Below are 22,638 nucleotides of genomic sequence, written 5' to 3' on the forward strand. Positions count from 1 at the left end.
TGAATTGGGTCCTCGTTCGGTTCTCCCAACCCGCCGCCGAAACGGCCAGGGGACCACAGCCCTAGTTTGGGTGCACCTTTGGCTGCCGCACCATGGCGATCCGCCAGGACGACAACCGCCCTAACCGCCGCTTCGGAATCATCAACCTGGTGTTGATCGGTTTTGGTGTGCTGCTGCTGTTCAGCAACTTCCTGCCCAATCCAGCCGCCCAGGTGCCGCGGGTGCCCTATTCCCTGTTCATCGACCAGGTGAACGGCAGCAACGTCAAGCGGGCCTACATCACCTCAGACCAGATCCGCTACGAGCTCAAGGAGCCCGAGGAGGAGGGGGCCCCCACCGTGCTCTCCACCACGCCGATCTTCGACATGGATCTGCCCCAGCGGCTCGAGTCGCACGGGGTGGAATTCGCCGCCGCGCCCCCCCAGAAGCCCAGCTTCCTCACCACCGCCTTGAGCTGGGTGGTGCCGCCGCTGATCTTCATCCTGGTGCTGCAATTCTTCGCCCGCCGCCAGATGGGCGGTGGCGCCCAGGGAGCTTTGAGCTTCACCAAGAGCAAGGCCAAGGTTTACGTGCCCGATGAGGAATCACGGGTCACCTTTGCCGACGTTGCTGGCGTGGATGAGGCCAAGGCCGAGCTGGCAGAGATTGTCGACTTCCTCAAAAAACCCGAGCGCTACGCCGCCATCGGCGCCCGCATTCCCAAAGGTGTGCTGCTGGTGGGTCCTCCCGGCACGGGCAAAACCCTGCTCTCCAAGGCCGTTGCAGGTGAAGCAGGCGTGGCCTTCTTCATCATTTCCGGCTCCGAATTCGTGGAGCTCTTCGTTGGTGCTGGCGCTGCGCGAGTGCGCGATCTATTCGAAGAAGCCAAGAAAAAAGCGCCTTGCATCATCTTTATCGACGAGCTAGATGCCATCGGCAAGAGCCGATCGGGTTCGATGGGTGTGGTCGGCGGCAACGACGAACGCGAGCAGACCCTCAACCAGCTGCTCACAGAGATGGATGGCTTTGCCGGCCAGGACAAGCCGGTGATCGTGCTGGCAGCCACCAACCAGCCCGAAACCCTTGATGCTGCGCTGCTGCGCCCAGGTCGTTTCGACCGCCAGGTGCTGGTGGATCGCCCCGACCTGTCTGGTCGCAAGTTGATTCTGGAGATCTACGCCAAGAAGGTGAAGCTCTCCAGCGCCGTCGACCTCGACAAAATTGCCCAGGCCACCAGCGGCTTTGCCGGCGCCGACCTGGCCAACCTCGTGAACGAAGCAGCCCTGCTCGCCGCCCGCTCGTATCGCACCGAGGTGGAGCAAGGCGACCTCAACGAGGCGATTGAGCGCGTGGTGGCTGGTCTGGAGAAGAAGAGCCGGGTGCTGCAACCCGATGAGAAAAAAGTGGTGGCATATCACGAAGTTGGCCACGCGATCGTGGGGCACCTGATGCCCGGCGGCAGCAAGGTGGCCAAGATCTCGATCGTGCCCCGCGGCATGAGCGCCTTGGGCTACACCCTGCAGCTGCCCACCGAAGAGCGCTTCCTCAATTCCAAAGAAGACCTTGAAGGTCAAATTGCCACCTTGCTGGGCGGCCGCAGCGCTGAAGAGGTGGTGTTTGGTGAGGTCACAACCGGCGCCGCCAACGACCTGCAACGCGCCACCGACATCGCCGAGCAGATGGTGGGCACCTTCGGCATGAGCGAAACCCTCGGCCCCCTGGCCTACGACAAGCAGGGCGGCAGCCGCTTCCTCGGCGGCAACAACAACCCCCGCCGGGTGGTGAGTGACGCCACGGCCCAAGCGATCGATAAGGAGGTTCGCTCCCTTGTCGACAACGCCCACAACAAGGCGCTGGCGATCCTTAACCACAACCGGGGGCTGCTCGAATCGATCTCCGAGAAGATCCTCGAAAAGGAGGTGATCGAAGGTGATGACCTCAAGGAGCTGCTGGCAAGCAGCGTCATGCCCTAGGAGTTGAGCCATGGCTGCCATCAGTGCCTATCCACCCCTGGCAGAGCTGCGCGGGCGGGACCTGCTCTCCTCGTCCGACCTCAACGGCGAACAGACCCAGTCCCTGCTGCAGCTGGCTGCCGACCTAAAGGCCGGCAGCAGCAGTTTCGATTTAGGCGGCAAAACCCTTGGACTGATCTTCAGCAAGGCCTCCACCCGCACTCGGGTGAGTTTCTCGGTGGCCATGGCCAGGCTTGGTGGCCAAACCATCGATCTCAATCCCCAGGTGAGCCAGGTAGGCCGCGGTGAGCCGGTGGCCGACACGGCGCGGGTGCTGAGCCGCTACGTGGATGCCCTGGCGATCCGCACCTTCGCCCAGGGCGAACTCGAAGAGTACGCCCACTGGGCCACGATCCCGGTGATCAATGCCCTAACCGACCTGGAGCACCCCTGCCAGGCCCTCGCCGACTACCTGACGCTGCAGGAGGTCTTCGGAGCAGTGAAGGGCCTGACCCTCAGCTACGTGGGCGACGGCAACAACGTGGCCCACTCGTTGATGCTCTGCGGCGCCCTGCTCGGGGTGAATGTGCGCATCGGCTGCCCGGTGGGATTTGAACCAGATGCAACCGTGCTTGAGCAGTCACGCCACCTAGCTGCTGCTCGCGGATCCGAGGTGGTGGTGATGCACGAGCCGGTGGCTGCCGTGCGTGGCGCCCACGCCCTCTACACAGATGTGTGGGCCTCAATGGGGCAGGAGGAGGAAAAGGCAGAGCGGCAAAGGGCCTTCGCCGGCTGGTGTCTCAACGAAGAGCTGGTGGCAGAAGCAGATCCAAGCGCAATCGTGCTGCACTGCCTCCCGGCATATCGCGGCCTGGAAATCAGCGCTGGCGCCATGGAGGGCAGCTCCAGCCGCATATTTGACCAGGCCGAAAACCGCCTCCACGCCCAACAAGCCCTACTGGCAGCCCTACTCGACAGCACCTGAGCTGGACAAACAGGCCGCGAGGCGGTACATCTGTATCAGCGACGTAGCGTCCGTGCCCCATCCCAGCAACAACCAAGTCCAGCAGGAGCTCTCCTCTGCCCAGCAAGAGCTATACGACTGGCTTAGCGACTACATCGGCAGCAACCGCCACAGTCCCTCGATCCGCCAAATGATGGAAGCGATGGGGCTGCGCTCTCCGGCGCCGATCCAGAGCCGCCTGCGCCACCTGCAGCAGAAGGGCTGGATCACCTGGCAAGAGGGCCAAGCCCGCACCCTGCAGCTCCTGGGCGGCATGGCCAGCGGCATCCCAGTGCTCGGCGCCGTGGCCGCCGGCGGCCTGGTTGAAACCTTCGACGACATCCAGGAGCGCCTCGACCTGGCCCCCGTGCTCGATACCCGCGGCCTTTTTGCCCTTACCGTGAACGGCGATTCAATGGTGGACGCCCACATCGCCGACGGGGACGTGGTGCTGCTCGAGCCCGTCAGCGACCCGAGCCGGCTCAAAGCAGGCACGATCGTCAGCGCCCTGGTGCCGGGCAGTGGCACCACCTTGAAGCACTTCCACCGCAGCGGCGCCACGGTGACCCTGGAAGCAGCCAACCCCGCCTATGCCCCAATCGTGCTCCCCGCCGACCAGGTAACGGTGCAGGGCAAGCTAGTGGCCGTCTGGCGCCAGGTCTAAACGGATGGCGTTGTAAGCTCAGTGCGCGCCAGGCAAGGCCACAAGCCAAGCGGAATGACCAGCATTCCGTTGCCACTGCGTCCTATAGGGGCCATAGCTCAGCTGGTAGAGCACCTGCATGGCATGCAGGGGGTCAGCGGTTCGAATCCGCTTGGCTCCATTCCGTCAGACTCCTTGCGCTACAAGGGGTCTTTTTTGTAGGCCAGGGGGTCGCTGGCATGCCCGGCGGGGCCGAAAAGCGTAAAATCAAGCTCAAAACTGAGGCAAGCGACGGCCCCGAATGGGTCCGGATCGGAATGGTTCGGCTGCTCAGGCGAGGGAGCGCGCGATGGCATTGCAGTGCTCCTCCAGCTGACTGATCCGCTCCAGCAGCTCCGGGAAGCTCGGGAACTCACCGCGCAGCATCCCTGAGTCAGCCATGGCCGTGTAGTCAGACTCCAGTGCCTGCCGGGCGGCATCGGTCGGGACCAGCTGCAGGTTGCCGCTGAGGGCGTAGAGGTAGTCGATGGGCTGCTCATCGGCATCCGTGGCACGCCAGAAATCCTCCTTTTGCTGAGCCACTTCTGCGGTGAGGAGGCCATCGCGAACGGCCTCCTCCGCGATGCCTGCCCGGGCCAGGCGATCAAGGTCATACCAGTGCCGTGAATAACGGTCGCCCTCACCGCTGCCCCAACGGCCTCTTCGGCAGGAGACATGGATCGCCGCGGCCTTCTCCAGGAACGTGCGCTTCGGGTCCATCACCAGTGGCCTGGCAGTCGGGAAATCGAGCATGGCCAGGTGGGCGGCTGCCTCGCAGGTGATGGGCATCGGCCCATGCGGTTCGCCGGTGGAATGGGCACCGAACTCCAGCAGCACCGTTGGCCGCACGTAGCCGTAGGTGCCCTCAGGCGGCGGGGTCAGCGGTGGGTAGTTGAGAACGATGGTGGGTGGCTGCCGGCGCCTTAGTTCCGCCGCTTTGAGCGTCAGCTTCACCGGGATGCCTGCGGCCGAGACAGCCCCTTGAAGCAGTGGCATGGGGATCTCGCTTACCCATTGCTTGAGCTTGCTGTCGGCGGCCTTACGGCGCCTTTCGGCCTGGCTTGGATTGACTGCCGGCGCCAGGTCGACATCCGGCCAGAGGTGCTGAATGTTGACGGTGAGGTCAACGTCCTCCGAGAAGCGGTCAATCAACCCATGGGCCTTGGAGAGCGAGGTTCCGCCCTTGAAGGTGAGGCTCTGCAGGAGTTGCTGATCTGTGCCAAGGATCTGCAGGGCCCAAACCACCCAGATGTCCTTCTCAAGCAGATAGGCAGGCCAGCCGGATTCGGCAGCAGCCACCGCCAAGGCTTCCTTCTGATCCTCTGCGGAAAGAGCAAACCAGGACTCAGCCACGAACCTCCAGCGGTCCCTGATCTTGTTCACTGAGCAGCTCAGCCAGCCACAAGGGCAGCTCAGCGCTGACGGAGAGCAGGGCTTCCCATTCTTCAGGAGGCAGCACGGTTCGGAGCTTCGGCAGAACTGCTGAAGCCTGATCAGGGCCGAGCCAGGTCAGGGCGCGGATCGCCTGGCCGGCAGGGCGATCGGCCAGCAGGAAGTTCCAGGCGGCTGCCGTACGGATGGTGACCTGCTGCTTGCCGAAGACATAGCGCTTCTGGCTCCGGCTGCGGGACAGATAGATCTGCTGTACGGGCATCTGGGTGGTGAGGCCAAGGGCATTGGCAGCGGCAGCACCACTGCTCACCAACTGCTGAACGCCCTCCTGGTTGAGCCAGCCCATCACCGCCTCCGGCGCCGGTGGTCTGGTGCCAAAGCGACTGCAAACGGGCAGGGCGTAACGGCCGCGGGTGATCTTCACAAGCTTGCCCCGGGCCGCCAGGCGCCGCAGGGCCTGGTCCACCGCATCGCGCTTGCCCAGCGCAAGGAACTGCTTGGCAGCCAGCAGGAATCCCTCAGGGCACTTGCCTGCCGCTTCAAGGATCTGCTCGCTCAGCACGGCCTTCTCGCTCGGAACAGCCTTCTCGCTCGGAACAGCCTTCTCGCTCGGAACAGCCTTCTCGCTCGGAACAGCCTTCTCGCTCGGAACAGCCATGACGCCTGGATAGGTCCTGTTATGTCCTGGGGTGTCAGGAGCCTACACAAGTTTCTGACACCCTGTCTACAGAGCTTTTGCCATCGCCTCCGTGAGACCGGTGCTCTTGACTTGGCCGTCGACGCGCTCCGGGGCAGGTGATTGGGGTGGAGGGAAGAAGGGGCCCTCCATCGGCGTCCAGCGAGCGGGCGGGCAGTAGCGCAAGACCTAGCGCAAAAAAGCGCAAAACCGATGCATCCAGAGACATCCACTTGACCACAGATCTTGTCCAAATCGACTGCAATGCAATGGCTTTACCAGTGGCGATCAGGGGGCTGGAAGGGTGGCATTTATTGCATGGCATGCAGGAGTTCAGCCCTGGTTTTTTTGATGTTTGGCCGATGAGCTGCCGGGGGGCAACCCACTAGCTCACTTAAGAAGTTCAGCTAGAGCTGCCACCGTGGCGGGTCAAAGATTGGGGGAAGGAGTAGTCCTTTTCCCGAAACAGCGCCAGGCAAGCTTCCACCACAGCGCCGTCGAACAGGGTATTTTTGCCCGCACTGACGACCTCCAACGCCTCCACCAATCCTTTGGCAAAGCGATAGGGACGGTTGGCAGTCATCGCTTCTACGGTGTCGGCCACCGCCAGAATCCTGGCCTCGACAATGATGGCGTCATCCTCAAGCACGTGAAGGTAGCCGCTGCCATCGAGACGCTCGTGGTGTTGACGCACCGCCTTAGCCACCGGCCAGAGAAAATCAATTTCACTAAGCACCTCATATCCCACCTCCCCATGGCTCTTTATCAGAGCCATTTCCCAAGCAGACAAGGCGATGGGCTTGGTCAATAACTCTGCGGGAATTGCAATCTTGCCAATGTCGTACACAAGTGCAGAAATGCGTAAACCCTGCATGGTGCTTGCATCTAGGCCCAGCCCTCGACCAATCGCCTCGGCAAGACCCGCCACTCGGTGAGTATTGCCAGCGGCATATAGCTTCGCCAACCGAATAGACATTGCTTACAAATTTCACCGCCAATCTCCCACAACTTCAAGCCCCCCAATTTCAGCAGAGGGACAACCAAGTAGATCGCAGAGTTAGGGATTGACCTTCATAATCAAGCCAGTCAACGCATAAATTATCCAAATGCCATCTTGGGCAGACTCAAAAAGACGCCATTAGAGCTACTCCGACTCCTACAACGACCGTTGAATTAGATATTCCTGCTTCGTCACTATCTTTTCTCCCCCAACCCCTAAAGCCTATCTAGGCAAATGGCTTGCGGCCATAAGGAAATAGGGGAGACGGCCTACACAGATCTCCGCTCTCACCAGCCTCCTCTTGTTTTGGGGCTTTTGCCGCAATCAGTTGACTGCCCTTAGGGATTTCCTACCCACCCAGCGTTGTTTAGCTGGCAGAATGGCAGTTGACCATTGCAAGCCCATGGGCTTCAGCGCCAAAACCCAATATGGATTGGTCGCCCTCATAGACCTCGCCGGGGCTTACGCCTCTGGAGCCTTGGTTCAAACCGGCGAGATCTGCAAGCGCCATGCCATTCCCGAACGCTACCTCGAGCAGATGCTCACCGGCCTGCGCAAGGCCGGACTGCTAAACAGCATCCGCGGACCGAAGGGTGGCTTTCAACTCGCCCTCAATCCAGACAACATCACCGTGGCCGATGTAGTGGCTGCGCTGGAAGGCAGCAGCAACACGGAGCTGCAAAGAGAACCAGATGACCCGGCCTTCCTAGTGCTTGCGGCTCTAGACCAAAAACTGGATGCCAGCAAGGAAGCCCTTCTCACCGCAACCACCCTGGCCCAACTGCTGCGCGAGCACGATGCATTCAAGCAGCCATTGCCGATGTTCTACATCTGATGCGCAACCGCAAGCCCTTGCCTCCATCAATGGAGGATCAAGAAGACTGGCCCATCGACCAGGGGCGTCCCGTGTTGCTAAGGCTGCTGGCCCTGCTTGGGGCCCTTGGCTTCGTGATGCTGGGGGTTAACAGCCTCTTGCCTGCCTTTGAGCCGCCCAGCCCCAAGCCAATGCCCGATCAGCGCAACCGCTCAATCACTTGAGGGCTAGAAGCGGGACATCGCCACGATCTTGGCCAGCTTCTCGGCTTCTAGACCATTCAGTTCGTCGAGCTGCAGCAGGCTGTCTTTAACCAAGCTGGCAAACACGAACAGGATGCCGTCGAGGCGGAAATCAAACCGACCTTCGATCGTGTGGCGCTCGATACTGAGGTAATCGTGCAGCTGCCATACGGTTTCAGCATCCTCAAGCTCGTCGGCCTTAGCACGCACCTGAGCCACTAGCTGCTGCACTGCCCGGGTGTAAGCACGGTCGAAGGCTTCGCGGGCAACTGCCTGCTCCGTATCTGTCCAACCCTCAAGCATAGTGTCCATCATGTGAATTGAGCCCTCTCCCTTAGCAGCGAGGCTAGTCGGGGACTCAGCCTGCTGCGAGACCTACGCCGCTGGGCCGGAAGTTCAAACCAGGCAAGCGTCGGGGCGTCGTGGTGTTCCCTGTGATAACCGAAGTGGAAACAGGCCAGTAACGAAAGCCAGGGAGCCAGTTCGAGGCTATCGGCGTGGGGGCGACGCTGGGGCAAACGCTGGCCTCGATGGGGCAGGTAGGTGCCGAAAACAAACAACTGCAGCGAGCTGAGCAGCAGGGGCAAGGTGCAAAACAGCAGCACATTCAGCCAGCCGAATGGAGCCAAGCGGCAGGCGATCAAGGCCAACACTGTCCAGCCCATAAGTAACCGGCCCATCTGGCCCCAGGTGAGATAGCCAGCCATGAAGCGGGCATACCAAGCGATGGCCCCTGCGGCTGGATCCCCGTGGAAATCAGGGTCAGAGGCGCTAGCGGTGAATAGATGGTGGTGTTGATGGTTGCGGCAACAGGCTTGATAAGGAAGCGCCGCATATAGGCCCAGGGCGATCCTGCCCAGCAAGGCATTGCGATTGCGGCAATGGGGCCACAACACCCCATGCATGGCGTCGTGACCAACGATGAATAGGCCTGTTTGCAGCAGGGTGCGGCCAACCACTCCAATAAAGATGGCCAGCCAGACCCATGGTCTGGCCAGCTGGGTGGCATTTAAATCCCAGCTCAGCAGGCCAGCAAGGCTGACCAGCCAACCCATCGTTATCAGTGCTGCAAGCAGAAGCCCCTTGCGGCTGGCTGCGTTCAACGGCCGAATTTCAGCAAATCTGCAGGGGAAGCCAACAGATCGATGGCCACGAAGTAGATCTTGCCGTCAGGGTTGAGCAGGAAACGCCAAGCAACGTTCATACCAACGCCGGCTCCAAACCAGGGGGTCTGGACCTTGCCAGTCACCTTGATTTGGGTGAAGTTGCCTTCAGTGGGTTCAGCGAAACCGCGCTCAGGAAGAAGCTGCAAGTTCTGGCAGTCTTCACGGAAGAAGCGAAGAATCGCGTCACGTCCCACGATTGGCTTCTGGAAAGGGGCCTGTAGGGCACCATCCGTCAGAAACAGCTCGATCAGGTTGTCGAAGTCGTTGGCGTTCAGCAGGTCCATATAGCTGTTCACCGTTGGGTTGATAACGCCCTCGATGAACACCCGCTTGCGCTGCTCTTGGGGAGTGGGAGCGGCAATGGGCTCCATGACCCGCTGTCCCTCGCCTTTGGCGGGGTCGTAGCCCATATCCACCACAAAGTTGCGCAGCAGGGTGATCTGCTGACCCTGATCGACAGCTTTAACTGAGCTGAGCACCGCAGAAGCGTTAGGCGACAGCTGATAGCCATCGGGGATCGGAGCAACAAAACCGGCGGCCATCCATTCTCCCAGCTGGTACCAGAAGCCCAGCTTGATGTTCACCGACCAGCAGGCGTAAGTGCGGCCGATTTGGGTATCGGCGCGATTGGCAAGCTCGCACATCACCTGGCTTTGCTCAGCGAAGCTCATCGCCTTGATCTGGTTGAGCACAGGCTCGGCAAACTGCATCCGCGCTGCGCCAGGGGCGGCAACGGTGATCGTGTTGCCCATTTCGAGGTAGGCATACCAGATCAGAGCCAGTTGGTCCTCGGCGCTCAGCAAGCGAAAGCGGGCCGTGATCGCAGGCACGACGTCAGCTGAAGCTGTATCGGGAAAGATCTGGGTTGCCTTCTCAAGCGTGAACATGCGGCGACGATCCAATTGTTAAGGAGATTTGCAGACTCTAGCGCCAAGGAGCCAGATCTGATAAGTCGCAGCCGCTTTGCAGCTCCGCCATGATCCAATTCTGCTCCAAACACCCCACTCCTGACCATGATTGCGCCCGTACCGGTGCTTAACGAAGCCGACCGTTACAAGCTCGATCGTTCAGACGACGCTCTTTTTTACGCCGAGCCCCGCTTCGTACAGCACCTTGATGCCAGCTTCCGCGCCCGGCTGACCTCCCTATATCGCGAGCGCATCCCCCCTTGCGCAACCGTGCTGGATCTGATGAGCAGCTGGGTGAGCCATCTGCCAGAGGACATCACCTATCAGGAGGTGATCGGCCATGGCCTCAATGCCGAAGAGCTCAAAGCCAATCCGCGCCTTGATCGCCATTGGGTGCAAAACCTCAACGTTGATCAGCAGCTACCGCTAGCCAACGAAAGCGTTGATGTGGCTCTGATCGTGGCCGGCTGGCAATACCTTCAACAACCGGAAGCTGTAGCTGCGGAGCTGCTGCGGGTGGTCCGGCCCAGGGGTGAAGTGATCGTGGCGTTCAGCAACCGGATGTTCTTTCAAAAAGCGCCCCAGATCTGGACCGACGGCGGCGACCGTGATCACCTGGCCTACGTGGCCCAAGTATTGATGGCTCAAGGTTGGGGCAGGCCGGAACTGGTAGCGGAAGAGACAGCAGCTCCAGGAGCTCTCGGCTGGCTTGGCCACAAAGGCGATCCTTTCTTGGCGGTGATTGCCGCCAAGCAGATTGCCAGCTAGGCAACCAGCAGATTCTGCAGACAAAAAACCCGGGCAGTATTTACTGTCCGGGGAAAAGCTCAGAGGGCTGATGCACCCAGCCCGAATGGATTCAGCCCAAACCAAGTTGGCCCAGGATTCCTTGGCCGGTGAGGAGCTCGGTGCCAAGTCCGATCACGAAACCGAGCATGGCGAGACGACCATTCCAGGTTTCAGCGAAAGCGACAAAACCGAAGCGAGTTGTGGATTCACCCATAAATTTTCGTTAGTTACGAAACTTGAAGTGACCGTAACAGATCTTGAAGCCATGGTTGCGCTCGATCGGGGCCAGCCATAGGGGTTCCTGCAGGCCAGCCCGGGATTGATCACCACTGCTGAGCAGTGGGCTTTTCCCCAGCCAAGCGCCCTTATCCCCAGCTTTGCGTAGGTTTTTCCACAGAACGGCGGCTCAATATCGGCCGCTCGTCCTGATCCTTTTGATTCTGGATGGGGAAAACGGCCCTCCCCTTGACGCGTCTCCAAGCAACACTTCCGAGCCTGAAGCCGCTGCTCCCAAACCCCGAAAGCGCCCATGGGCCGGTGCTGGCGGCCGTGCGTCTTGCCGGACTCGCCTCCCGGGTCAGCCTTTGACGGATGCGCGCCTGGCGTGGGGTGATGGGGGGACCCAGGCCGAAGCCGCCATGCTGCAGATCCCAGACCACGCCCCCGCCTTTGTTTCGGTCGAAAACCAGTTCCCTGAGGAGCTGTACGACGCCATGCGGGAGTTTGTCCGGGTTCACCCGCAGTGGGATCAATACCGCCTGATGCAGGCAGCTCTGGCCGGCTTTCTCTTCCAGCACGGCTGCCCAGACCGGGCCGTGGCTCGCCATTACCTCGACGGACTATTCCGCCGCCAAGAACCCGATCCCACCGCAACCAGACCCTGAGCTCCCTTGCCGGGGGCAGACTGGCAAGGCGTTGTTGGACAGCAATGGCCGCAGGAGCATCAGAGGCCGATGCCCTCCTGGTGGCGATCGGCGCCGTTCCCGGCGCCTGGCTCCGCTTCCGGGTGGTGGATCACCTGGAGCCCGTGCTGCCCAGCCGGCACTGGGGCACCTTTGGGGTCAATGTGATCGCCTGCTTTGCCCTAGGGCTGATTGTGGGCCTAGAGCAGAGCTGCGGCGAAGCTTCCCGCAGAGCATTGCTTCTATTGGGCACTGGCTTCCTGGGTAGTTTCAGCACCTTCTCCAGCTTCAGCGCCGAGCTCTGGAGCGAGCTGGGCAAGCGGCATTGGCGCGAGGCTGCCGTGCTCGCAGGAGGATCGGTAGCAGGAGGGCTGCTGGCGATGCTGGCGGGCCTCAGCCTGGGCGCTCAGCCATGAGCACCCTGCCAAGCCGCAGCCTGAAGGGCGATTTGCGCGACCTGGCCCTAGTGGCCGGGGGCGCCATCCCCGGCGCCCTACTGCGCTGGCAGCTGGATGCCGATGTGGTCGCCAACATGCTGGGCTGCCTACTGCTCGGGGTGGTTTTGGCCCAAGCCAGCCAGCGCAAAAGGCTGATGCTGTGGGCAGGCATCGGCTTCTGCGGGTCCCTCACCACCTTCTGCACCTGGATGTTGGACCTGACAAGGGCCCTGCAGGCCGGCAAACCAGGGGAAAGCGCGCTGTTGCTGCTGGCGAGCCTCGCCGGTGGCGTTGCTTTGGTCGCCCTTGGCCACACCATTGGGATGCTTTTGAGCCACCGTCTGCGAGATACGTCTGCGAGATAGGGCGGCGAGATAGGGCGGCAATGCCAAAAAACCAATGAGCAGCGCTCCTGTGAGCTGTCAGACGTTGCACCTTGTCCCTAAAAACACGGCTCGTTTGAAAAGGACCACTTAGTCAATGCTTGGCGCGCCGCAGCACCGCCCCCACCAGCACCAGTAGCAAGGGAAGCTCTCCCCAGCGGTCGTAGGGGCTGGGGGCCTGCAGGCGGGGCACGGTGAACACACCGGTGGCTGCCCGCCCGGAAGGCAGCGAGGCCACGGGCAGGCCCCGGCTATTCACCAGCAGGCTGGGCCCTGTGTTGGCGGCACTCACCAGCCAGCGGCCCGTTTCGATGGCCCGCAGCTGGGCCAGGGCCTGAAACTGCTGCTGGAGCAGCAGCGGATAGGGATCGAGGTTGGCGCTGGCCAGCAGCCAGCCGGCTCCATCGCGGGCGGCGGCAGCCAGGGAGGCCCCATCGGATAGCTCGTAGCAAATTGCCCCACCGATGGCGCCAGCTGGCCGGAGTAACAACCGCGACGGCGCCCCTGGCTGCAGGCCCCCCACGGCCGAAAGGCCGCTCCAGCGAGCCAGGTTTGCCAGGGGCACCCATTCCCCTAGGGGCACCAGCCGATGCTTATCGAGCCAGCTACTGGCCCGGCTTTCCCCTGGCGCCAGGCGCAACAGGGCGCTGCGCTGCTCAGGCTCCCCCGCCACCTCCTGCCAGCGGAAGCCGCCGCTGATCAGCTCCACCGGCACCGGCTGCGCCAGCTGGGGCTCAAGACCGAGGGCCCCCTCCGGCAGGACCACCACATCCACCGAGCGCTGGGCCGCCTCCGCCAGCGCGGACGCCAGGCGCTGCTGCAGCCGCTGCTGCTGGTCCCACTGAAACTTGCGGCGGGTGGGAATCGCCGGCTGCAGCACCAGCACTCGCTCGCTGCCGCCCTCCCCCCGCAGGGGCATGGCCGCCAGGGCAGCAGCACCGGCGCCGTGGCTGAGCAGCACGGCAGCGGCTGTAACCACAAGCCAGCGGCGGCGCTGGGGGGCGGTGCAGCAGCGCCAGAGGCACCAACCCAGCAGCAACTGCACCGCCGCCAGAAGGCCACCACCACCAAGGGCAGCCAAGCCCGCCAAGGGGCGATCGCCGGGTAGGGCAGCAGCCCCCAGCCCCAGCCAAAAAAGGGGCCCTTTGGCCAGCAGCACCTCAACCAGCCCCCAGCCAGCGGCTAACAGCAGGGCGCTGCTGAAGCGGCGCGGGTCCAGGCGCCGCGCCAGCAGCACCCAGAGGACCACCAGCAGTGCTCCCGCCAGGGCACACAGCAATAGCAACAACAGGGCCAGGGGCAGGCTCAAGGGGCCTGGTACGCCGATCCAATCGAGGGGATGGAGACCCAGTAACCAGCGGTGACTCACCAGCACGGCGGCAGCGCCCCACAGGGCCCCACCCCAAGCGCCGAGGGCTGAGCCAGCCAGGGCCCACAGGGGCACCAGGGCCAGCCAAAGCAGGGGAGGCATGCCCAGAGGCGGCAGCGCCAGCCCGGCCAGCAGACCCGAGGCCAGCGCCAGCCACCACCTCCCCAGCCGGTCATTGCCCATGGCAAGCAAGAGTAGGAAGCGCCAGGGTGTCTGGGGAATCAAGCCGCCATGGATCCGAACAACCCCCTCCAACAACTGCTGCTGCGCGGCCTCGGCACCACCTCCCTGGTGTCAGAGCGGCTGCGCAGCGTGACCCAGGCCTGGGTGCGCAGCGGCAAGCTCGATCCCAGCCAGGCTCCAGCCCTCGTCGACGACGTACTCAAAGCCCTGCGGGGCGAAACCCCCGAGCTAGAGCAGCAGGCCGAGCGCCAGCTGGAGCGCAATAAAGACCAGCTCCTGCAAGACCTAGGACTGGCCCGTCAGCGCGAACTTGATGAGCTGCGGGGCCGACTCGACCGGCTTGAACGCAGCCTGCGTCAGCGCCCAGGCAATGAAATGCCTGGCGAGATCGAAATTCCCGACTGATCAGCCCTGGCTATCCGTCTGCCCGTCAGAATCAGTCCACTACTTGGAGTCCCATGCGCGACATCCTGATCAGCTCCGCTGTCTGCGTGGCATGTCTGCTGCTGGCTCTGGTGAGCCAGCTGGTCAATCCCACCGTGGTTGACGCGGCCAGAGTTGATGCGGCCAGCGCCGGTGGCCAAGCCATGGCCTCCCTGTTTTCAGCCCAAGCGCGGCCAGCCGTGAGCAGCAGCTTCGAGCTCGACCCCGACGACCCCAACCCCACCCTTTTTGTGATGGCCAGCGAAAACGATCAAACCAACGGCGCTGAGATCGCCCAGGCCAGCGGCCTCGGCGGTGAACTCAACGCTCCCAAAGAGCGCACCACCCCCAGCGGCCTGCGCATCACCGACCTGGTAGTCGGCAACGGCGCCGAAGCCATCGCCGGCCAGACCGTGGCCGTGAACTACCGGGGCACCCTGGCCAACGGCACGGAATTCGACAGCAGCTACGGCCGCGGTCCCTTCTCCTTTCCCCTTGGCGGCGGCCGGGTGATCCAGGGCTGGGATGAGGGTGTGGCTGGCATGAAGGTGGGCGGTAAGCGCAAGCTGGTGATTCCACCCGATCTGGCCTACGGCGATCGTGGCGCCGGCGGCGTTATCCCCCCCAACGCCACCCTCACTTTCGAGGTGGAGCTGTTGCGCATCGGCGGCTGAGCTGCGGGCTGGGATCGTTAGGATGGGCGCTCTGGCTGGATGCTGGCGCGCCGCCCCTCCTGCCCACCCCTTCTTCTTTTTCCTCTCCATGGCTCACACGCTGCCCGCGCTGCCCTACGGCCTCGATGCGCTCGAGCCCAACATCTCCCGCTCCACCCTGGAGTTTCACCACGGCAAGCACCACGCTGCCTACGTGACCAACCTCAACAACCTGGTGGCTGGCACCGACCTGGAGGACAAGAGCCTGGAAGACACCATCACCGCAGTGGCTGGTGATGCTGGCAAGGCTGGCGTTTTCAACAACGCAGCTCAGGTGTGGAACCACAGCTTTTATTGGCAGTGCATGAAGCCCGGTGGTGGTGGCCAGCCCACCGGCGCCCTGGCCGACAAGATCAATGCTGATTTCGGCAGCTACGAGGCCTTCGTCGAGCAGTTCAAAACCGCCGGTGCCACCCAGTTCGGCAGCGGCTGGGCCTGGCTGGTGCTCGATGGCGGCACCCTGAAAGTCACCAAGACCGCCAATGCCGACCTGCCCCTAGCCCACGGCCAGAAGGCCCTGCTCACCATGGATGTGTGGGAGCACGCCTACTACCTCGACTACCAGAACCGCCGTCCCGACTACATGACCACCTACCTCGAGAAGCTGGTGAACTGGGACTTCGTAGCTGCGAACCTGGCTGCCGCCTGAGTCGAACCCCTCCAGGCGTTCAAACGTCATTGAGGCCAAGCCCCCGGAGAACCCGGGGGCTTTTTTTATGGCCTTGCCGAGCTGAGCACCACTTCCGGCGCAATCCACATGGCATCGCCATAGGAGAAGAAGCGGTACTGGCGCTCGATCGCCTCGGCATAAAGAGCCAAAAGGCGCTCGCGGCCTAGCAGGGCACTCACCAGTAGCAGCAAGGAGCTCTTGGGCAGGTGGAAGTTGGTTAGCAGCCCCTGCACCACGGCAAACCTGTAGCCCGGCTGGATCACCAGATTCACCGGCCCCGTGTGGGGCCGCAGCTCGCCGCCATGCAGCTGGGCCACTGCCTCGAGGCTGCGCACCGAGGTGGTGCCGATGGCTATCACGCGGCCGCCACGGGCGCGGCAGGCGGCCACCGCCGCCACCAGCTCTGGGGTCACCTCCACCCACTCACTGTGCAGCTGGAGTTGGCTTAGATCTTCCGTTTCCACGGGGCGAAAGGTGCCTAGGCCCACGTGCAGGGTGGTGGTGGCCAGCTCCACGCCCCGAGCGCGAATCGCCGCCAGCAGTTCATCGCTGAGGTGCAGCCCCGCCGTTGGCGCAGCAACAGCCCCAGGCTTGGCGGCGTAGCGGGTCTGATAGCGCTCGTTGTCGCTTTCGTCGTGCTCGTGGATATAGGGCGGCAGGGGGATAGCGCCGTACTGCACCAGCAGCGGCTCCAATGCCGCCGCATCGGCGCACTCCAGCGGAAACTGCACAATCCGCCCGCCCGTATCGGGGTCACTGCCAAGCACCTGCAAAGGCAGCGGCGTCTGGCCTTCGGCCACCACCTCGATCCAATCACCAGGCTTGAGCTTCTTGGCGGGTTTAGCCAGGCAGAGCCACTGGCCCAGCCCGCCATGCCAAGGCTCCAGCACCAGCAGTTCCACGGAGCCGCCACTGGGCCGGCGCGCCTCCAGCCGAGCCCTCAACACCCTTGTGTTGTTCACCACCAGCAGGTCACCTTGCCTCAGCTCCTGCTGCAGGTCCCAGACGCTCAGATGGCGAGCATGGGGCGCAGGGCCTACGCCTGCGGCCTCCACCGCCAGCAGCCGCGCGGCGTGCCGCGGCTCCACGGGCCGTTGGGCGATGCGTTCCTCTGGCAGATGAAAGTCGTAACTGGAAAGCCGTAGATCGGCGGAATCGCTCATGCCGGAAGGTAGTAGCGCACGAGGGTAAAAACGCGATTGCCGCTGGCATCTAGGGCTCTGTGCATATTGATGCCGCGTTGATTGAGAAGTAGCGAATCAAAGCTGTAACGAGGTATCGCCATCGGCATCACAATCGTGTGGGTGACGTCTGGGTGAAGCTGCTCCTCAGACGCCACGAATGCCACAAAAGGATCAACCAGCGAGGAGAAGGGGCTTGCCAAGATATGCAATTGGATTCCGGGCGACTCGCCTACTAGCCGCTGCCAGTCGCGGCGGATCATTGCAGGGTCGTCCTCCTCGGAGCGAACCCACACCCCAATCACCTGATCCGACACCTTGGCGGCGTAGCGCAGGGCGTCAAGTGATGGACGTGACAGGGAAGGAATCCAGACGATGCTGCAGTTGCCCACGGGGTCGCGTCGATCAGGCAAGCGCACTGTGCCCTGTGCATCGGCTGGCAGGGAAATAGCCGCATAAACCCTGTGATAGCGGCCCCGAATGCGAGCCAGTAGCCACACCAGAAGCGGGATAGCAATCACCACTATCCAAGCCCCCTCGGCAAATTTTCCCACCACGATCACCAGCAGCACCACCAAGGTCGTAAGTGCTCCCAAGGCATTCATCGTCAATCGACCCAGCCAGCCAGCGCCCCGTAGCCGCCACCAGCGCACCACCATCCCCGCCTGGGAAAGGGTGAAGGCCAGGAACACGCCCAAGGCGTAGAGGTTCACAGCCACGCTGGTGTCACCCCGGCACACGAGGATGATCAGAGCGGTGGTCACCAGCAACACGGCGATACCGTTCTGAAATACAAGCCTGTCGCCAATCCAGCCCATCTGACGGGGCAGGAAGCGGTCATGGGCCAGCATCGCCGCCAATCGGGGGAACCCCGCAAAGGCGGTGTTGGCCGCCAGGGCAAGGATCAGCAGAGTGGTGATCTGCAATGCCCAGAACATTGGACTGCCGGCGCCAAACACCCTCATGCCGATTTGGGCCAGCACCGTGCGCTCCGGATCAGGAGCCACTCCGTAGAGGAATGCAAGTCCGCTGACGACCAGGAACATGGCGGCCAGCATTACCCCCATTACCAACAAGGTGGCCTGGGCCCGGCGAGCCGCCGGTTCACGAAACACCGAAACTCCATTGGCGATGGCTTCAATTCCAGTCATCGCAGAGCAGCCAGAGCTGAAGGCACGAAGCAGCAAAAACAGTCCCAGGGGCTCCACCGCCCGGATCACCGGTGGCGCATCGGGCGTAAAGCCATGGGCAAACACCAGGTTGTGGAGGCCGAACACCGCCAGCAGCGCCACCATCACCACAAAGGCGTAGGTGGGAACGGTGAACGCTTGGCCGGCTTCGCGCAGGCCCCGCAGATTGGCCCATCCGACAGCCAGGAGCAGCAGCAGCGCCAAGGGCACCTCGTAGGGGAGCAGGGCTGGCAAAAGCGAGGAGAGGGCTTGAGTACCTGCCATCAGACTCACTGCCGCGGTGAGGGTGTAATCCACCAAAAGAGCTGCTGCCGCCACCAGCGAAGGACCGGTGCCCAGGTTTTCGCGGGCCACCACATAGGAGCCACCCCCCTGGGGATAGGCCTCGATCGTCTGGCGATAGGAGAACACCACAATGGCGATCAAAACAACGATCGCTGCGGTGATCGGCAGCGACAGGCCCAGGGCCTGGCTGCCGGCCAACACAAGAACCCCAAGCGCAGCCTCGGTTGCGTAGGCCACCGAGGAGAGAGCATCTGAGGAAAGAATCGGCAGAGCCTGCACACTGGGCAGACGCTGAGCGGAGGCATCCGCGCGAGGCAGAGGCTTGCCTAACAGCCTGCGGAGCAATGGTTGGGCCACAGGCTGCTTCATCTCGATAGGGGCTTCAGAACGCCAGGCTTTCTGGGTTGGTCTCGATCAGATGAGCCAGATCCTTGAGGAAGGCAGCCGCCTGGGCGCCATAAATAGTGCGGTGGTCGCAGGTGAGATTCACCTGCATTTGATTGGCCACCCGAATCGAACCGTCCTTGCCAGCGACCACTGCGGGCCGGGAGGCGGCCACCGCCAGGATGGCGCCGGTGCCTGGGGGCAGGATTGCGTCGAAGCGATCCACACCAAACATGCCCAGGTTGGAGAGGGTGAAGGTGCCAGTGCTGTATTCCTCAGGCTGGAGCTGCTTGCTGCGGGCCCGCGCCACCAGGTCGGCCCAGTTGCGGGCCATGGCATAGATATCGGTCTTATCGGCGTTGGCCAGCACCGGTGTGATCAGGCCGCCGTCTTCCATGGCTACGGCCACGGCCACATTCACTGAGGCGGGAAAAGCCATGGCAGTGCCATCGGCGCTGGTGGCTGCATTTACCTGGGGATGGCGCGCCAGCACCACGCCCACGGCCTTGGCCAGCAGGGCAGTCATCGTGAGGCCCTTGGGCTTCACCTGCTTGTAGAAAGCATCGAGCTTGGTGGTGGTGATTGTGTATCCCACCCGGAAACAGGGCACCGCCAAGCTGGCGAACATGTTGCGGTTGACCGCGTTTTGCAGCGTGTTGAAGTTCACGCTCTCACCGGGCCGGCCGAAGGCATCGCCGGCGGGAGCTGGGGCAGGCGCGGCTGCACCATTGGAAGCGGCAGGTGCGTAGGCGGGGCCTGATCCCTCAGCAACCCGCGGCACCGTGATCGGCTGACCAGTGGCAGCCATCACGTCTTCCGCCTGGATGCGGCCGTGGGGACCGCTGCCGCGCAGGGCAACCAAATCGACACCCAATTGGGAGGCAAGCTTCTTGGCCCGCGGCGAGGCCACCACTCGGCCGCTGGCCGTCGACGCGGGAGCCACCACCGGAGCCGCCACAGCTGTTGCAGGGGCAGGGGCTGTTGCAGGCGCAGGAGGTGGGGTTACGGGTGCGGAGGGTGCAGGTGCAGCAGCTGGGGCAGGGGCGACAGCAGGTTCCGCTGGGGCCTTGGCTGCCACCTCGGCAATCTCAGCCTCGGTTTCGACGATCAGGCCAATTGTTTCGCCCACCGGCGCCGTACCGCCGGCAGGCATCAACACAGCCGCCAGGTAGCCCTCGTTGAAAGACTCCACGTCCATGTCGGCCTTATCCGACTCGACGACCAGCACGGACTCCCCGCGCTCAACCTTGTCGCCTGGCTGCTTCAGCCACTCCACGATCTTGCCCTCCGTCATGGTGGAGGAGAGGGCCGGCATGAAGATTTCGTGGGTGGCCAACGGAGGTCTGCCGTGTAATCGGCTGATTTTACGCGGCTCCCGCCAGGGGGATCAGCCGGCCTCGATGGCCTCGATCACGCCATCGCGCACCAGCACAGCCGCCTGCAACTTTTCAACCAGGTTGTCGCCCACCTGCACATCGCAGACGCTCTCGATCTGGCCTTGCTCCACGATTTGCTCCATTTCCAGTTCACGCACCTGGCGCTGCTGCTCCAGCATCTGGCGCTTCTGCTCCTCCAGCTCGGCGCGCTTTGCCGCCACCTGCTGCTGCACTGAAGCCACCTGCTCCTGCACCCGGGGGTCGAGGGGGTTGGCGCTCTGGCGGCGGATCTCGTCTACCAGTTGCTGACCCTCCTGCTCTAGCTGGGACAACTGGGCGTCGACATTGGCGATGGCATTGCTTAGCTCTCGCTCGGCGTCCTCCTTCCAACGGGGGGTAACCACGGCACGCACGGTGATGGTGCGTTTGATCGTGAGGGAGCCGTCAGCCATGGGGGATGTAAATCAGCGCTCAGGCTGTCAGCAGGGCGCACCGGGGTCAACCGCCGGTTCGCCGCACCGCACCCACAAGCCTCAGCGGGGTGCGTAGATCGACTCAATCGCCGCAGCGTCGCGGGCCGTAATCCGGTCGCGGCGCTGCTTGAGGGTCTGGGTGAGCAGACCGTTATCGAGCGTGAATGGCTCCACCAAGGCCACACCGCTAAGGCGTTCGTCGGGGCGGGAGCCGGGGCGGGCGGCCAGCAGCCGGTTGCACTCCCGCGTCAGAGCCCGCAACAGGGCCAGATCGTTTGACTCCGCCGCCTCCTTGGGCACCACCAGGGCGCCGAGCTGCTTGCGGTCCTGGCCCACCACCAGCACCTGCTCGATCAAGGGGCTGGCCACCAGGGCCTCCTCGAGGGGGCCGGGCTCGATGTTTTCGCCGCTGCTGAGCACGATCGTGTCCTTAGCCCGGCCGGTGAGCACCAGGGAGCCGTCGGGCAGCAAGTGGCCCAGATCGCCGGTGTCAAACCAGCCTTCGCTATCAAGCACAGCCGCGCTGGCCTCCGGCTTGCCCCAGTAGCCCGCCATCACCTGAGGTCCCCGGGCCAGCACCCGGCCCCGCTGCCCCAGGGCCAGCAGCTCGCCGGATTCGGGATCAACGATCCGCAGGCTGGTGCCCGCCAGGGGCTGGCCGGCGCTGCCGCGGCGGTTGGCCCAACGGCGCCGGCAGGTGAGCACGGGACTGGTTTCGGTGAGGCCGTAGCCCACCAGCAGCTCGATGCCGATGGCCTCGAAGAAGCCATCCACGTGCATGGCCAGAGCACCGCCACCGCTGATCGCCGTGCGCAGCCGGCCGCCCACCAGCTGCTGGCGCAGCTTCGGCCAGAGGAACGACGCCGCCAGCCGGTGCAGGGGCCAGCGCAGCAAGGCCAACCCCGCGGCGCCGAGCCGGGCCGGCCAGTCCTCCGGCGCAAGGGTGAGATCGAGGGCCTGGCGGCGACAGCGGCCAAAAGCGCGGCTATTGGCCAGGGCCGCGCCCAGCAGCCGCTGGCGCGAGGCCGGCATGGCCGCCAGGGCGTCGTCAAAGCCAGAGAGCAGGGCCTCCCACAGCCTCGGCACACTTATCAAATAGTGGGGTTTTACCCGCTGCAGATCGGCGCGCAGCTGCTTGAGGGTTGTGTAGGTCTGGCGGCAGCCGCAGGCCAGCAGGAAATACTCAGCGCTGCGCTCGTAGGAGTGCCAGATCGGCAGCACGCTCACCACCCGGTCGCCGGGCTGGGGTGCCACGGCCACCCCCAGGTGGCGCAGCTGGTGCAGCAAGTTTGAGTGGCTCAGGGGCACACCCTTGGGCTGCCCCGTGGTGCCAGAGGTGTACAAAATCGTGGCGAGGCGGGCCCCATCAGCCGGTGGTGGCGGGGCCGGCGTGCCGCAGGCCAACGCCGCCGCCCCGCGCTCGAGCAGTTCGCCCCAACTGAAACAGGGCCCTGGCGCCGCCCCCGCATCCCGTTCCCCCTCCAACAGCACCACAAAGCGCAAGCGCGACCTTGTTTCAGTGGAGATATTCAGCTTTGCAAGCAGGGCGGCCGACTCCACCACCAGGCCGCAAGCGCCGGAATCTTCAAGGATGTACGCCAGCTCCTCCACAGGAGCGGCGCTGCCTCTCACCGCATTTGCAGCTCCGGCCCGCATCAGTCCCTGGTCGGCCTGCAGCCAGCGGGGACCGTTTTCAGCAAATAGGGCCACCACATCACCAGCGCCCACACCCAAGCCGGCAAAGGCCGCCGCAGCCTGCTCAATGCGCTGCTGCAGCTGGCGGTAGCTGAGCTGCTCGGGCGTGGCCGCATGGGGAGCCTCCAGGGCCAGGGCCTCGCCGTGGCGCGCCGCGAGCACTGGCCAGAGCTGCTCCAACCCGGTGAGGCCGCTCCAGTCGGCGCGCTGGGCCAGGGCCTGGCGATCGCGGCGACTGCCGCTCCAATGGATTTCAGAGGGGGAGGCGGCGCGGGCCACGGCGGTGGAAGCGGTAGGGCTTGCCAGCAGTGTTAACACCCTTTGGACTGGCGTCCGCGACCTAACGGCGCCAGGAAGGGTCCTGTTTATTG

26 protein-coding genes and 1 tRNA gene are annotated in these 22,638 nt (G+C 63.5%); 14 read left to right on the plus strand and 13 right to left on the minus strand.

Annotated elements, in window-relative coordinates; genetic code table 11:
* Nucleotides 1-92: 92 nt before the first annotated feature.
* The 4 genes from ftsH (at nucleotide 93) to C7K55_RS04560 (ending at nucleotide 3,758) form a co-directional block, all read left to right on the plus strand.
* Nucleotides 93-1,952: an ATP-dependent zinc metalloprotease FtsH gene (gene ftsH / locus C7K55_RS04545; protein ID WP_106502243.1), complete on the plus strand. Its 1,860-nt coding sequence runs from the start codon at nucleotides 93-95 to the stop codon at nucleotides 1,950-1,952.
* 10 nt (nucleotides 1,953-1,962) lie between these two features.
* Nucleotides 1,963-2,916 (plus strand): ornithine carbamoyltransferase, encoded by a 954-nt coding sequence (gene argF, locus C7K55_RS04550; protein ID WP_106502244.1) that lies wholly within the window; start codon nucleotides 1,963-1,965, stop codon nucleotides 2,914-2,916.
* Nucleotides 2,917-2,968: 52 nt separating this feature from the next.
* Nucleotides 2,969-3,598: a transcriptional repressor LexA gene (lexA, locus tag C7K55_RS04555; protein WP_106502245.1), complete on the plus strand. Its 630-nt coding sequence runs from the start codon at nucleotides 2,969-2,971 to the stop codon at nucleotides 3,596-3,598.
* Between the two features lie 87 nt (nucleotides 3,599-3,685).
* Nucleotides 3,686-3,758: transfer RNA gene (locus tag C7K55_RS04560), tRNA-Ala, on the plus strand.
* A 149-nt stretch (nucleotides 3,759-3,907) separates the two neighbouring features.
* Here the strand turns inward: C7K55_RS04560 and C7K55_RS04565 are convergent.
* The 3 genes from C7K55_RS04565 to C7K55_RS04575 form a co-directional block, all read right to left on the minus strand.
* Nucleotides 3,908-4,969: a nucleotidyl transferase AbiEii/AbiGii toxin family protein gene (locus C7K55_RS04565; RefSeq protein WP_161956120.1), complete on the minus strand. Its 1,062-nt coding sequence runs from the start codon at nucleotides 4,967-4,969 to the stop codon at nucleotides 3,908-3,910.
* On the minus strand, nucleotides 4,962-5,666 hold the full coding sequence (locus C7K55_RS04570; protein WP_206603474.1) for a DUF6088 family protein: 705 nt from the start codon (nucleotides 5,664-5,666) through the stop codon (nucleotides 4,962-4,964). Before C7K55_RS04570 ends, C7K55_RS04565 begins: the two co-directional genes overlap by 8 nt.
* A gap of 421 nt (nucleotides 5,667-6,087) precedes the next feature.
* Nucleotides 6,088-6,660 (minus strand): HD-GYP domain-containing protein, encoded by a 573-nt coding sequence (locus C7K55_RS04575; RefSeq protein WP_106502247.1) that lies wholly within the window; start codon nucleotides 6,658-6,660, stop codon nucleotides 6,088-6,090.
* Between the two features lie 403 nt (nucleotides 6,661-7,063).
* On the opposite strand from C7K55_RS04575, the gene C7K55_RS04580 reads away from it, so the two are divergent.
* Together C7K55_RS04580 and C7K55_RS04585 are read left to right on the plus strand one after the other, a co-directional pair.
* The gene (locus C7K55_RS04580; RefSeq protein ID WP_241518176.1) at nucleotides 7,064-7,519 is read left to right on the plus strand and encodes an RrF2 family transcriptional regulator; all 456 of its coding nucleotides are present in this window, start codon (nucleotides 7,064-7,066) and stop codon (nucleotides 7,517-7,519) included.
* Nucleotides 7,519-7,722, plus strand: coding sequence for a hypothetical protein (locus tag C7K55_RS04585; RefSeq protein WP_106502249.1), 204 nt, complete (start codon nucleotides 7,519-7,521; stop codon nucleotides 7,720-7,722). Before C7K55_RS04580 ends, C7K55_RS04585 begins: the two co-directional genes overlap by 1 nt.
* Nucleotides 7,723-7,725: 3 nt before the next feature.
* On the opposite strand, the gene C7K55_RS04590 is transcribed toward C7K55_RS04585, so the two are convergent.
* Genes C7K55_RS04590 through C7K55_RS04600 form a run of 3 tightly spaced genes read right to left on the minus strand, consistent with a single transcriptional unit; the run spans nucleotide 7,726 to nucleotide 9,793 of the window.
* Nucleotides 7,726-8,052 (minus strand): hypothetical protein, encoded by a 327-nt coding sequence (locus tag C7K55_RS04590; protein WP_338152863.1) that lies wholly within the window; start codon nucleotides 8,050-8,052, stop codon nucleotides 7,726-7,728.
* Entirely contained in the window at nucleotides 8,052-8,795 is a 744-nt protein-coding gene (locus C7K55_RS04595) for a fatty acid desaturase (protein ID WP_241518177.1), read from the minus strand. Before C7K55_RS04595 ends, C7K55_RS04590 begins: the two co-directional genes overlap by 1 nt.
* 44 nt (nucleotides 8,796-8,839) lie before the next feature.
* Nucleotides 8,840-9,793, minus strand: coding sequence for an orange carotenoid-binding protein (locus C7K55_RS04600; RefSeq protein ID WP_106502252.1), 954 nt, complete (start codon nucleotides 9,791-9,793; stop codon nucleotides 8,840-8,842).
* 126 nt (nucleotides 9,794-9,919) lie between these two features.
* On the opposite strand from C7K55_RS04600, the gene C7K55_RS04605 reads away from it, so the two are divergent.
* Nucleotides 9,920-10,582 carry a class I SAM-dependent methyltransferase gene (locus C7K55_RS04605; RefSeq protein ID WP_106502253.1) on the plus strand — a complete coding sequence of 221 codons (663 nt, stop codon included), beginning with the start codon at nucleotides 9,920-9,922 and terminating at the stop codon, nucleotides 10,580-10,582.
* A 91-nt stretch (nucleotides 10,583-10,673) separates the two neighbouring features.
* On the opposite strand, the gene C7K55_RS04610 is transcribed toward C7K55_RS04605, so the two are convergent.
* Nucleotides 10,674-10,817, minus strand: coding sequence for a chlorophyll a/b-binding protein (locus tag C7K55_RS04610; protein ID WP_106502254.1), 144 nt, complete (start codon nucleotides 10,815-10,817; stop codon nucleotides 10,674-10,676).
* Between the two features lie 251 nt (nucleotides 10,818-11,068).
* Here C7K55_RS04610 and C7K55_RS14125 point away from each other — a divergent pair, with 251 nt between their 5' ends.
* Genes C7K55_RS14125 through C7K55_RS04625 form a run of 4 tightly spaced genes read left to right on the plus strand, consistent with a single transcriptional unit; the run spans nucleotide 11,069 to nucleotide 12,307 of the window.
* Nucleotides 11,069-11,191: a hypothetical protein gene (locus C7K55_RS14125; RefSeq protein ID WP_254969525.1), complete on the plus strand. Its 123-nt coding sequence runs from the start codon at nucleotides 11,069-11,071 to the stop codon at nucleotides 11,189-11,191.
* A complete protein-coding gene (locus C7K55_RS04615; RefSeq protein ID WP_315856772.1) occupies nucleotides 11,188-11,487 on the plus strand; it encodes a DUF2811 domain-containing protein in 300 nt (99 codons plus the stop codon). Before C7K55_RS14125 ends, C7K55_RS04615 begins: the two co-directional genes overlap by 4 nt.
* A 44-nt stretch (nucleotides 11,488-11,531) precedes the next feature.
* On the plus strand, nucleotides 11,532-11,921 hold the full coding sequence (locus C7K55_RS04620; protein ID WP_106502255.1) for a fluoride efflux transporter FluC: 390 nt from the start codon (nucleotides 11,532-11,534) through the stop codon (nucleotides 11,919-11,921).
* Complete coding sequence (locus C7K55_RS04625) at nucleotides 11,918-12,307, plus strand: FluC/FEX family fluoride channel (protein ID WP_106502256.1); 390 nt, start codon at nucleotides 11,918-11,920, stop codon at nucleotides 12,305-12,307. The genes C7K55_RS04620 and C7K55_RS04625 overlap by 4 nt, the downstream gene beginning before the upstream one ends.
* Before the next feature lie 112 nt (nucleotides 12,308-12,419).
* On the opposite strand, the gene lnt is transcribed toward C7K55_RS04625, so the two are convergent.
* Nucleotides 12,420-13,877 (minus strand): apolipoprotein N-acyltransferase, encoded by a 1,458-nt coding sequence (gene lnt / locus C7K55_RS04630; RefSeq protein ID WP_106502257.1) that lies wholly within the window; start codon nucleotides 13,875-13,877, stop codon nucleotides 12,420-12,422.
* A 48-nt stretch (nucleotides 13,878-13,925) separates the two neighbouring features.
* On the opposite strand from lnt, the gene C7K55_RS04635 reads away from it, so the two are divergent.
* The 3 genes from C7K55_RS04635 (at nucleotide 13,926) to C7K55_RS04645 (ending at nucleotide 15,662) form a co-directional block, all read left to right on the plus strand.
* The gene (locus C7K55_RS04635; RefSeq protein ID WP_106502258.1) at nucleotides 13,926-14,282 is read left to right on the plus strand and encodes a phasin family protein; all 357 of its coding nucleotides are present in this window, start codon (nucleotides 13,926-13,928) and stop codon (nucleotides 14,280-14,282) included.
* A gap of 53 nt (nucleotides 14,283-14,335) precedes the next feature.
* Entirely contained in the window at nucleotides 14,336-14,974 is a 639-nt protein-coding gene (locus C7K55_RS04640; protein WP_106502259.1) for an FKBP-type peptidyl-prolyl cis-trans isomerase, read from the plus strand.
* Between the two features lie 88 nt (nucleotides 14,975-15,062).
* Nucleotides 15,063-15,662 (plus strand): superoxide dismutase, encoded by a 600-nt coding sequence (locus C7K55_RS04645; RefSeq protein ID WP_106502384.1) that lies wholly within the window; start codon nucleotides 15,063-15,065, stop codon nucleotides 15,660-15,662.
* Between the two features lie 65 nt (nucleotides 15,663-15,727).
* On the opposite strand, the gene queA is transcribed toward C7K55_RS04645, so the two are convergent.
* From queA to C7K55_RS04670, 5 genes are all read right to left on the minus strand, one after another.
* Complete coding sequence (queA, locus tag C7K55_RS04650; RefSeq protein ID WP_106502260.1) at nucleotides 15,728-16,846, minus strand: tRNA preQ1(34) S-adenosylmethionine ribosyltransferase-isomerase QueA; 1,119 nt, start codon at nucleotides 16,844-16,846, stop codon at nucleotides 15,728-15,730.
* A complete protein-coding gene (locus C7K55_RS04655) occupies nucleotides 16,843-18,708 on the minus strand; it encodes an APC family permease (protein ID WP_106502261.1) in 1,866 nt (621 codons plus the stop codon). The genes queA and C7K55_RS04655 overlap by 4 nt, the downstream gene beginning before the upstream one ends.
* Before the next feature lie 13 nt (nucleotides 18,709-18,721).
* Nucleotides 18,722-20,059 carry a dihydrolipoamide acetyltransferase family protein gene (locus C7K55_RS04660; protein ID WP_106502262.1) on the minus strand — a complete coding sequence of 446 codons (1,338 nt, stop codon included), beginning with the start codon at nucleotides 20,057-20,059 and terminating at the stop codon, nucleotides 18,722-18,724.
* 51 nt (nucleotides 20,060-20,110) lie between these two features.
* Nucleotides 20,111-20,551 carry a YlqD family protein gene (locus C7K55_RS04665; protein ID WP_106502263.1) on the minus strand — a complete coding sequence of 147 codons (441 nt, stop codon included), beginning with the start codon at nucleotides 20,549-20,551 and terminating at the stop codon, nucleotides 20,111-20,113.
* Nucleotides 20,552-20,632: 81 nt separating this feature from the next.
* Nucleotides 20,633-22,546, minus strand: coding sequence for an AMP-binding protein (locus C7K55_RS04670; RefSeq protein ID WP_193486149.1), 1,914 nt, complete (start codon nucleotides 22,544-22,546; stop codon nucleotides 20,633-20,635).
* Nucleotides 22,547-22,638: the final 92 nt, after the last annotated feature.

The sequence above is a fragment of the Cyanobium usitatum str. Tous genome (genome assembly GCF_003011885.1).
In the GTDB taxonomy this organism is placed as follows: domain Bacteria; phylum Cyanobacteriota; class Cyanobacteriia; order PCC-6307; family Cyanobiaceae; genus Cyanobium_A; species Cyanobium_A usitatum.

What these genes read in the sequence shown, in the direction of transcription:
- C7K55_RS04610 (WP_106502254.1), bottom strand. Translation starts at nt 10,817, where the DNA reads ATGGGTGAATCCACAACTCGCTTCGGTTTTGTCGCTTTCGCTGAAACC.
- C7K55_RS04645 (WP_106502384.1), top strand. Translation starts at nt 15,063, where the DNA reads ATGGCTCACACGCTGCCCGCGCTGCCCTACGGCCTCGATGCGCTCGAG.
- queA (WP_106502260.1), bottom strand. Translation starts at nt 16,846, where the DNA reads ATGAGCGATTCCGCCGATCTACGGCTTTCCAGTTACGACTTTCATCTG.
- C7K55_RS04655 (WP_106502261.1), bottom strand. Translation starts at nt 18,708, where the DNA reads ATGAAGCAGCCTGTGGCCCAACCATTGCTCCGCAGGCTGTTAGGCAAG.
- C7K55_RS04590 (WP_338152863.1), bottom strand. Translation starts at nt 8,052, where the DNA reads ATGGACACTATGCTTGAGGGTTGGACAGATACGGAGCAGGCAGTTGCC.
- C7K55_RS04605 (WP_106502253.1), top strand. Translation starts at nt 9,920, where the DNA reads ATGATTGCGCCCGTACCGGTGCTTAACGAAGCCGACCGTTACAAGCTC.
- ftsH (WP_106502243.1), top strand. Translation starts at nt 93, where the DNA reads ATGGCGATCCGCCAGGACGACAACCGCCCTAACCGCCGCTTCGGAATC.
- C7K55_RS04640 (WP_106502259.1), top strand. Translation starts at nt 14,336, where the DNA reads ATGCGCGACATCCTGATCAGCTCCGCTGTCTGCGTGGCATGTCTGCTG.
- C7K55_RS04575 (WP_106502247.1), bottom strand. Translation starts at nt 6,660, where the DNA reads ATGTCTATTCGGTTGGCGAAGCTATATGCCGCTGGCAATACTCACCGA.
- argF (WP_106502244.1), top strand. Translation starts at nt 1,963, where the DNA reads ATGGCTGCCATCAGTGCCTATCCACCCCTGGCAGAGCTGCGCGGGCGG.
- C7K55_RS04635 (WP_106502258.1), top strand. Translation starts at nt 13,926, where the DNA reads ATGGATCCGAACAACCCCCTCCAACAACTGCTGCTGCGCGGCCTCGGC.
- C7K55_RS04595 (WP_241518177.1), bottom strand. Translation starts at nt 8,795, where the DNA reads ATGGGTTGGCTGGTCAGCCTTGCTGGCCTGCTGAGCTGGGATTTAAAT.
- C7K55_RS04580 (WP_241518176.1), top strand. Translation starts at nt 7,064, where the DNA reads ATGGCAGTTGACCATTGCAAGCCCATGGGCTTCAGCGCCAAAACCCAA.
- C7K55_RS04665 (WP_106502263.1), bottom strand. Translation starts at nt 20,551, where the DNA reads ATGGCTGACGGCTCCCTCACGATCAAACGCACCATCACCGTGCGTGCC.
- C7K55_RS04585 (WP_106502249.1), top strand. Translation starts at nt 7,519, where the DNA reads ATGCGCAACCGCAAGCCCTTGCCTCCATCAATGGAGGATCAAGAAGAC.
- C7K55_RS04600 (WP_106502252.1), bottom strand. Translation starts at nt 9,793, where the DNA reads ATGTTCACGCTTGAGAAGGCAACCCAGATCTTTCCCGATACAGCTTCA.
- C7K55_RS04625 (WP_106502256.1), top strand. Translation starts at nt 11,918, where the DNA reads ATGAGCACCCTGCCAAGCCGCAGCCTGAAGGGCGATTTGCGCGACCTG.
- C7K55_RS04620 (WP_106502255.1), top strand. Translation starts at nt 11,532, where the DNA reads ATGGCCGCAGGAGCATCAGAGGCCGATGCCCTCCTGGTGGCGATCGGC.
- C7K55_RS04570 (WP_206603474.1), bottom strand. Translation starts at nt 5,666, where the DNA reads ATGGCTGTTCCGAGCGAGAAGGCTGTTCCGAGCGAGAAGGCTGTTCCG.
- lnt (WP_106502257.1), bottom strand. Translation starts at nt 13,877, where the DNA reads ATGGGCAATGACCGGCTGGGGAGGTGGTGGCTGGCGCTGGCCTCGGGT.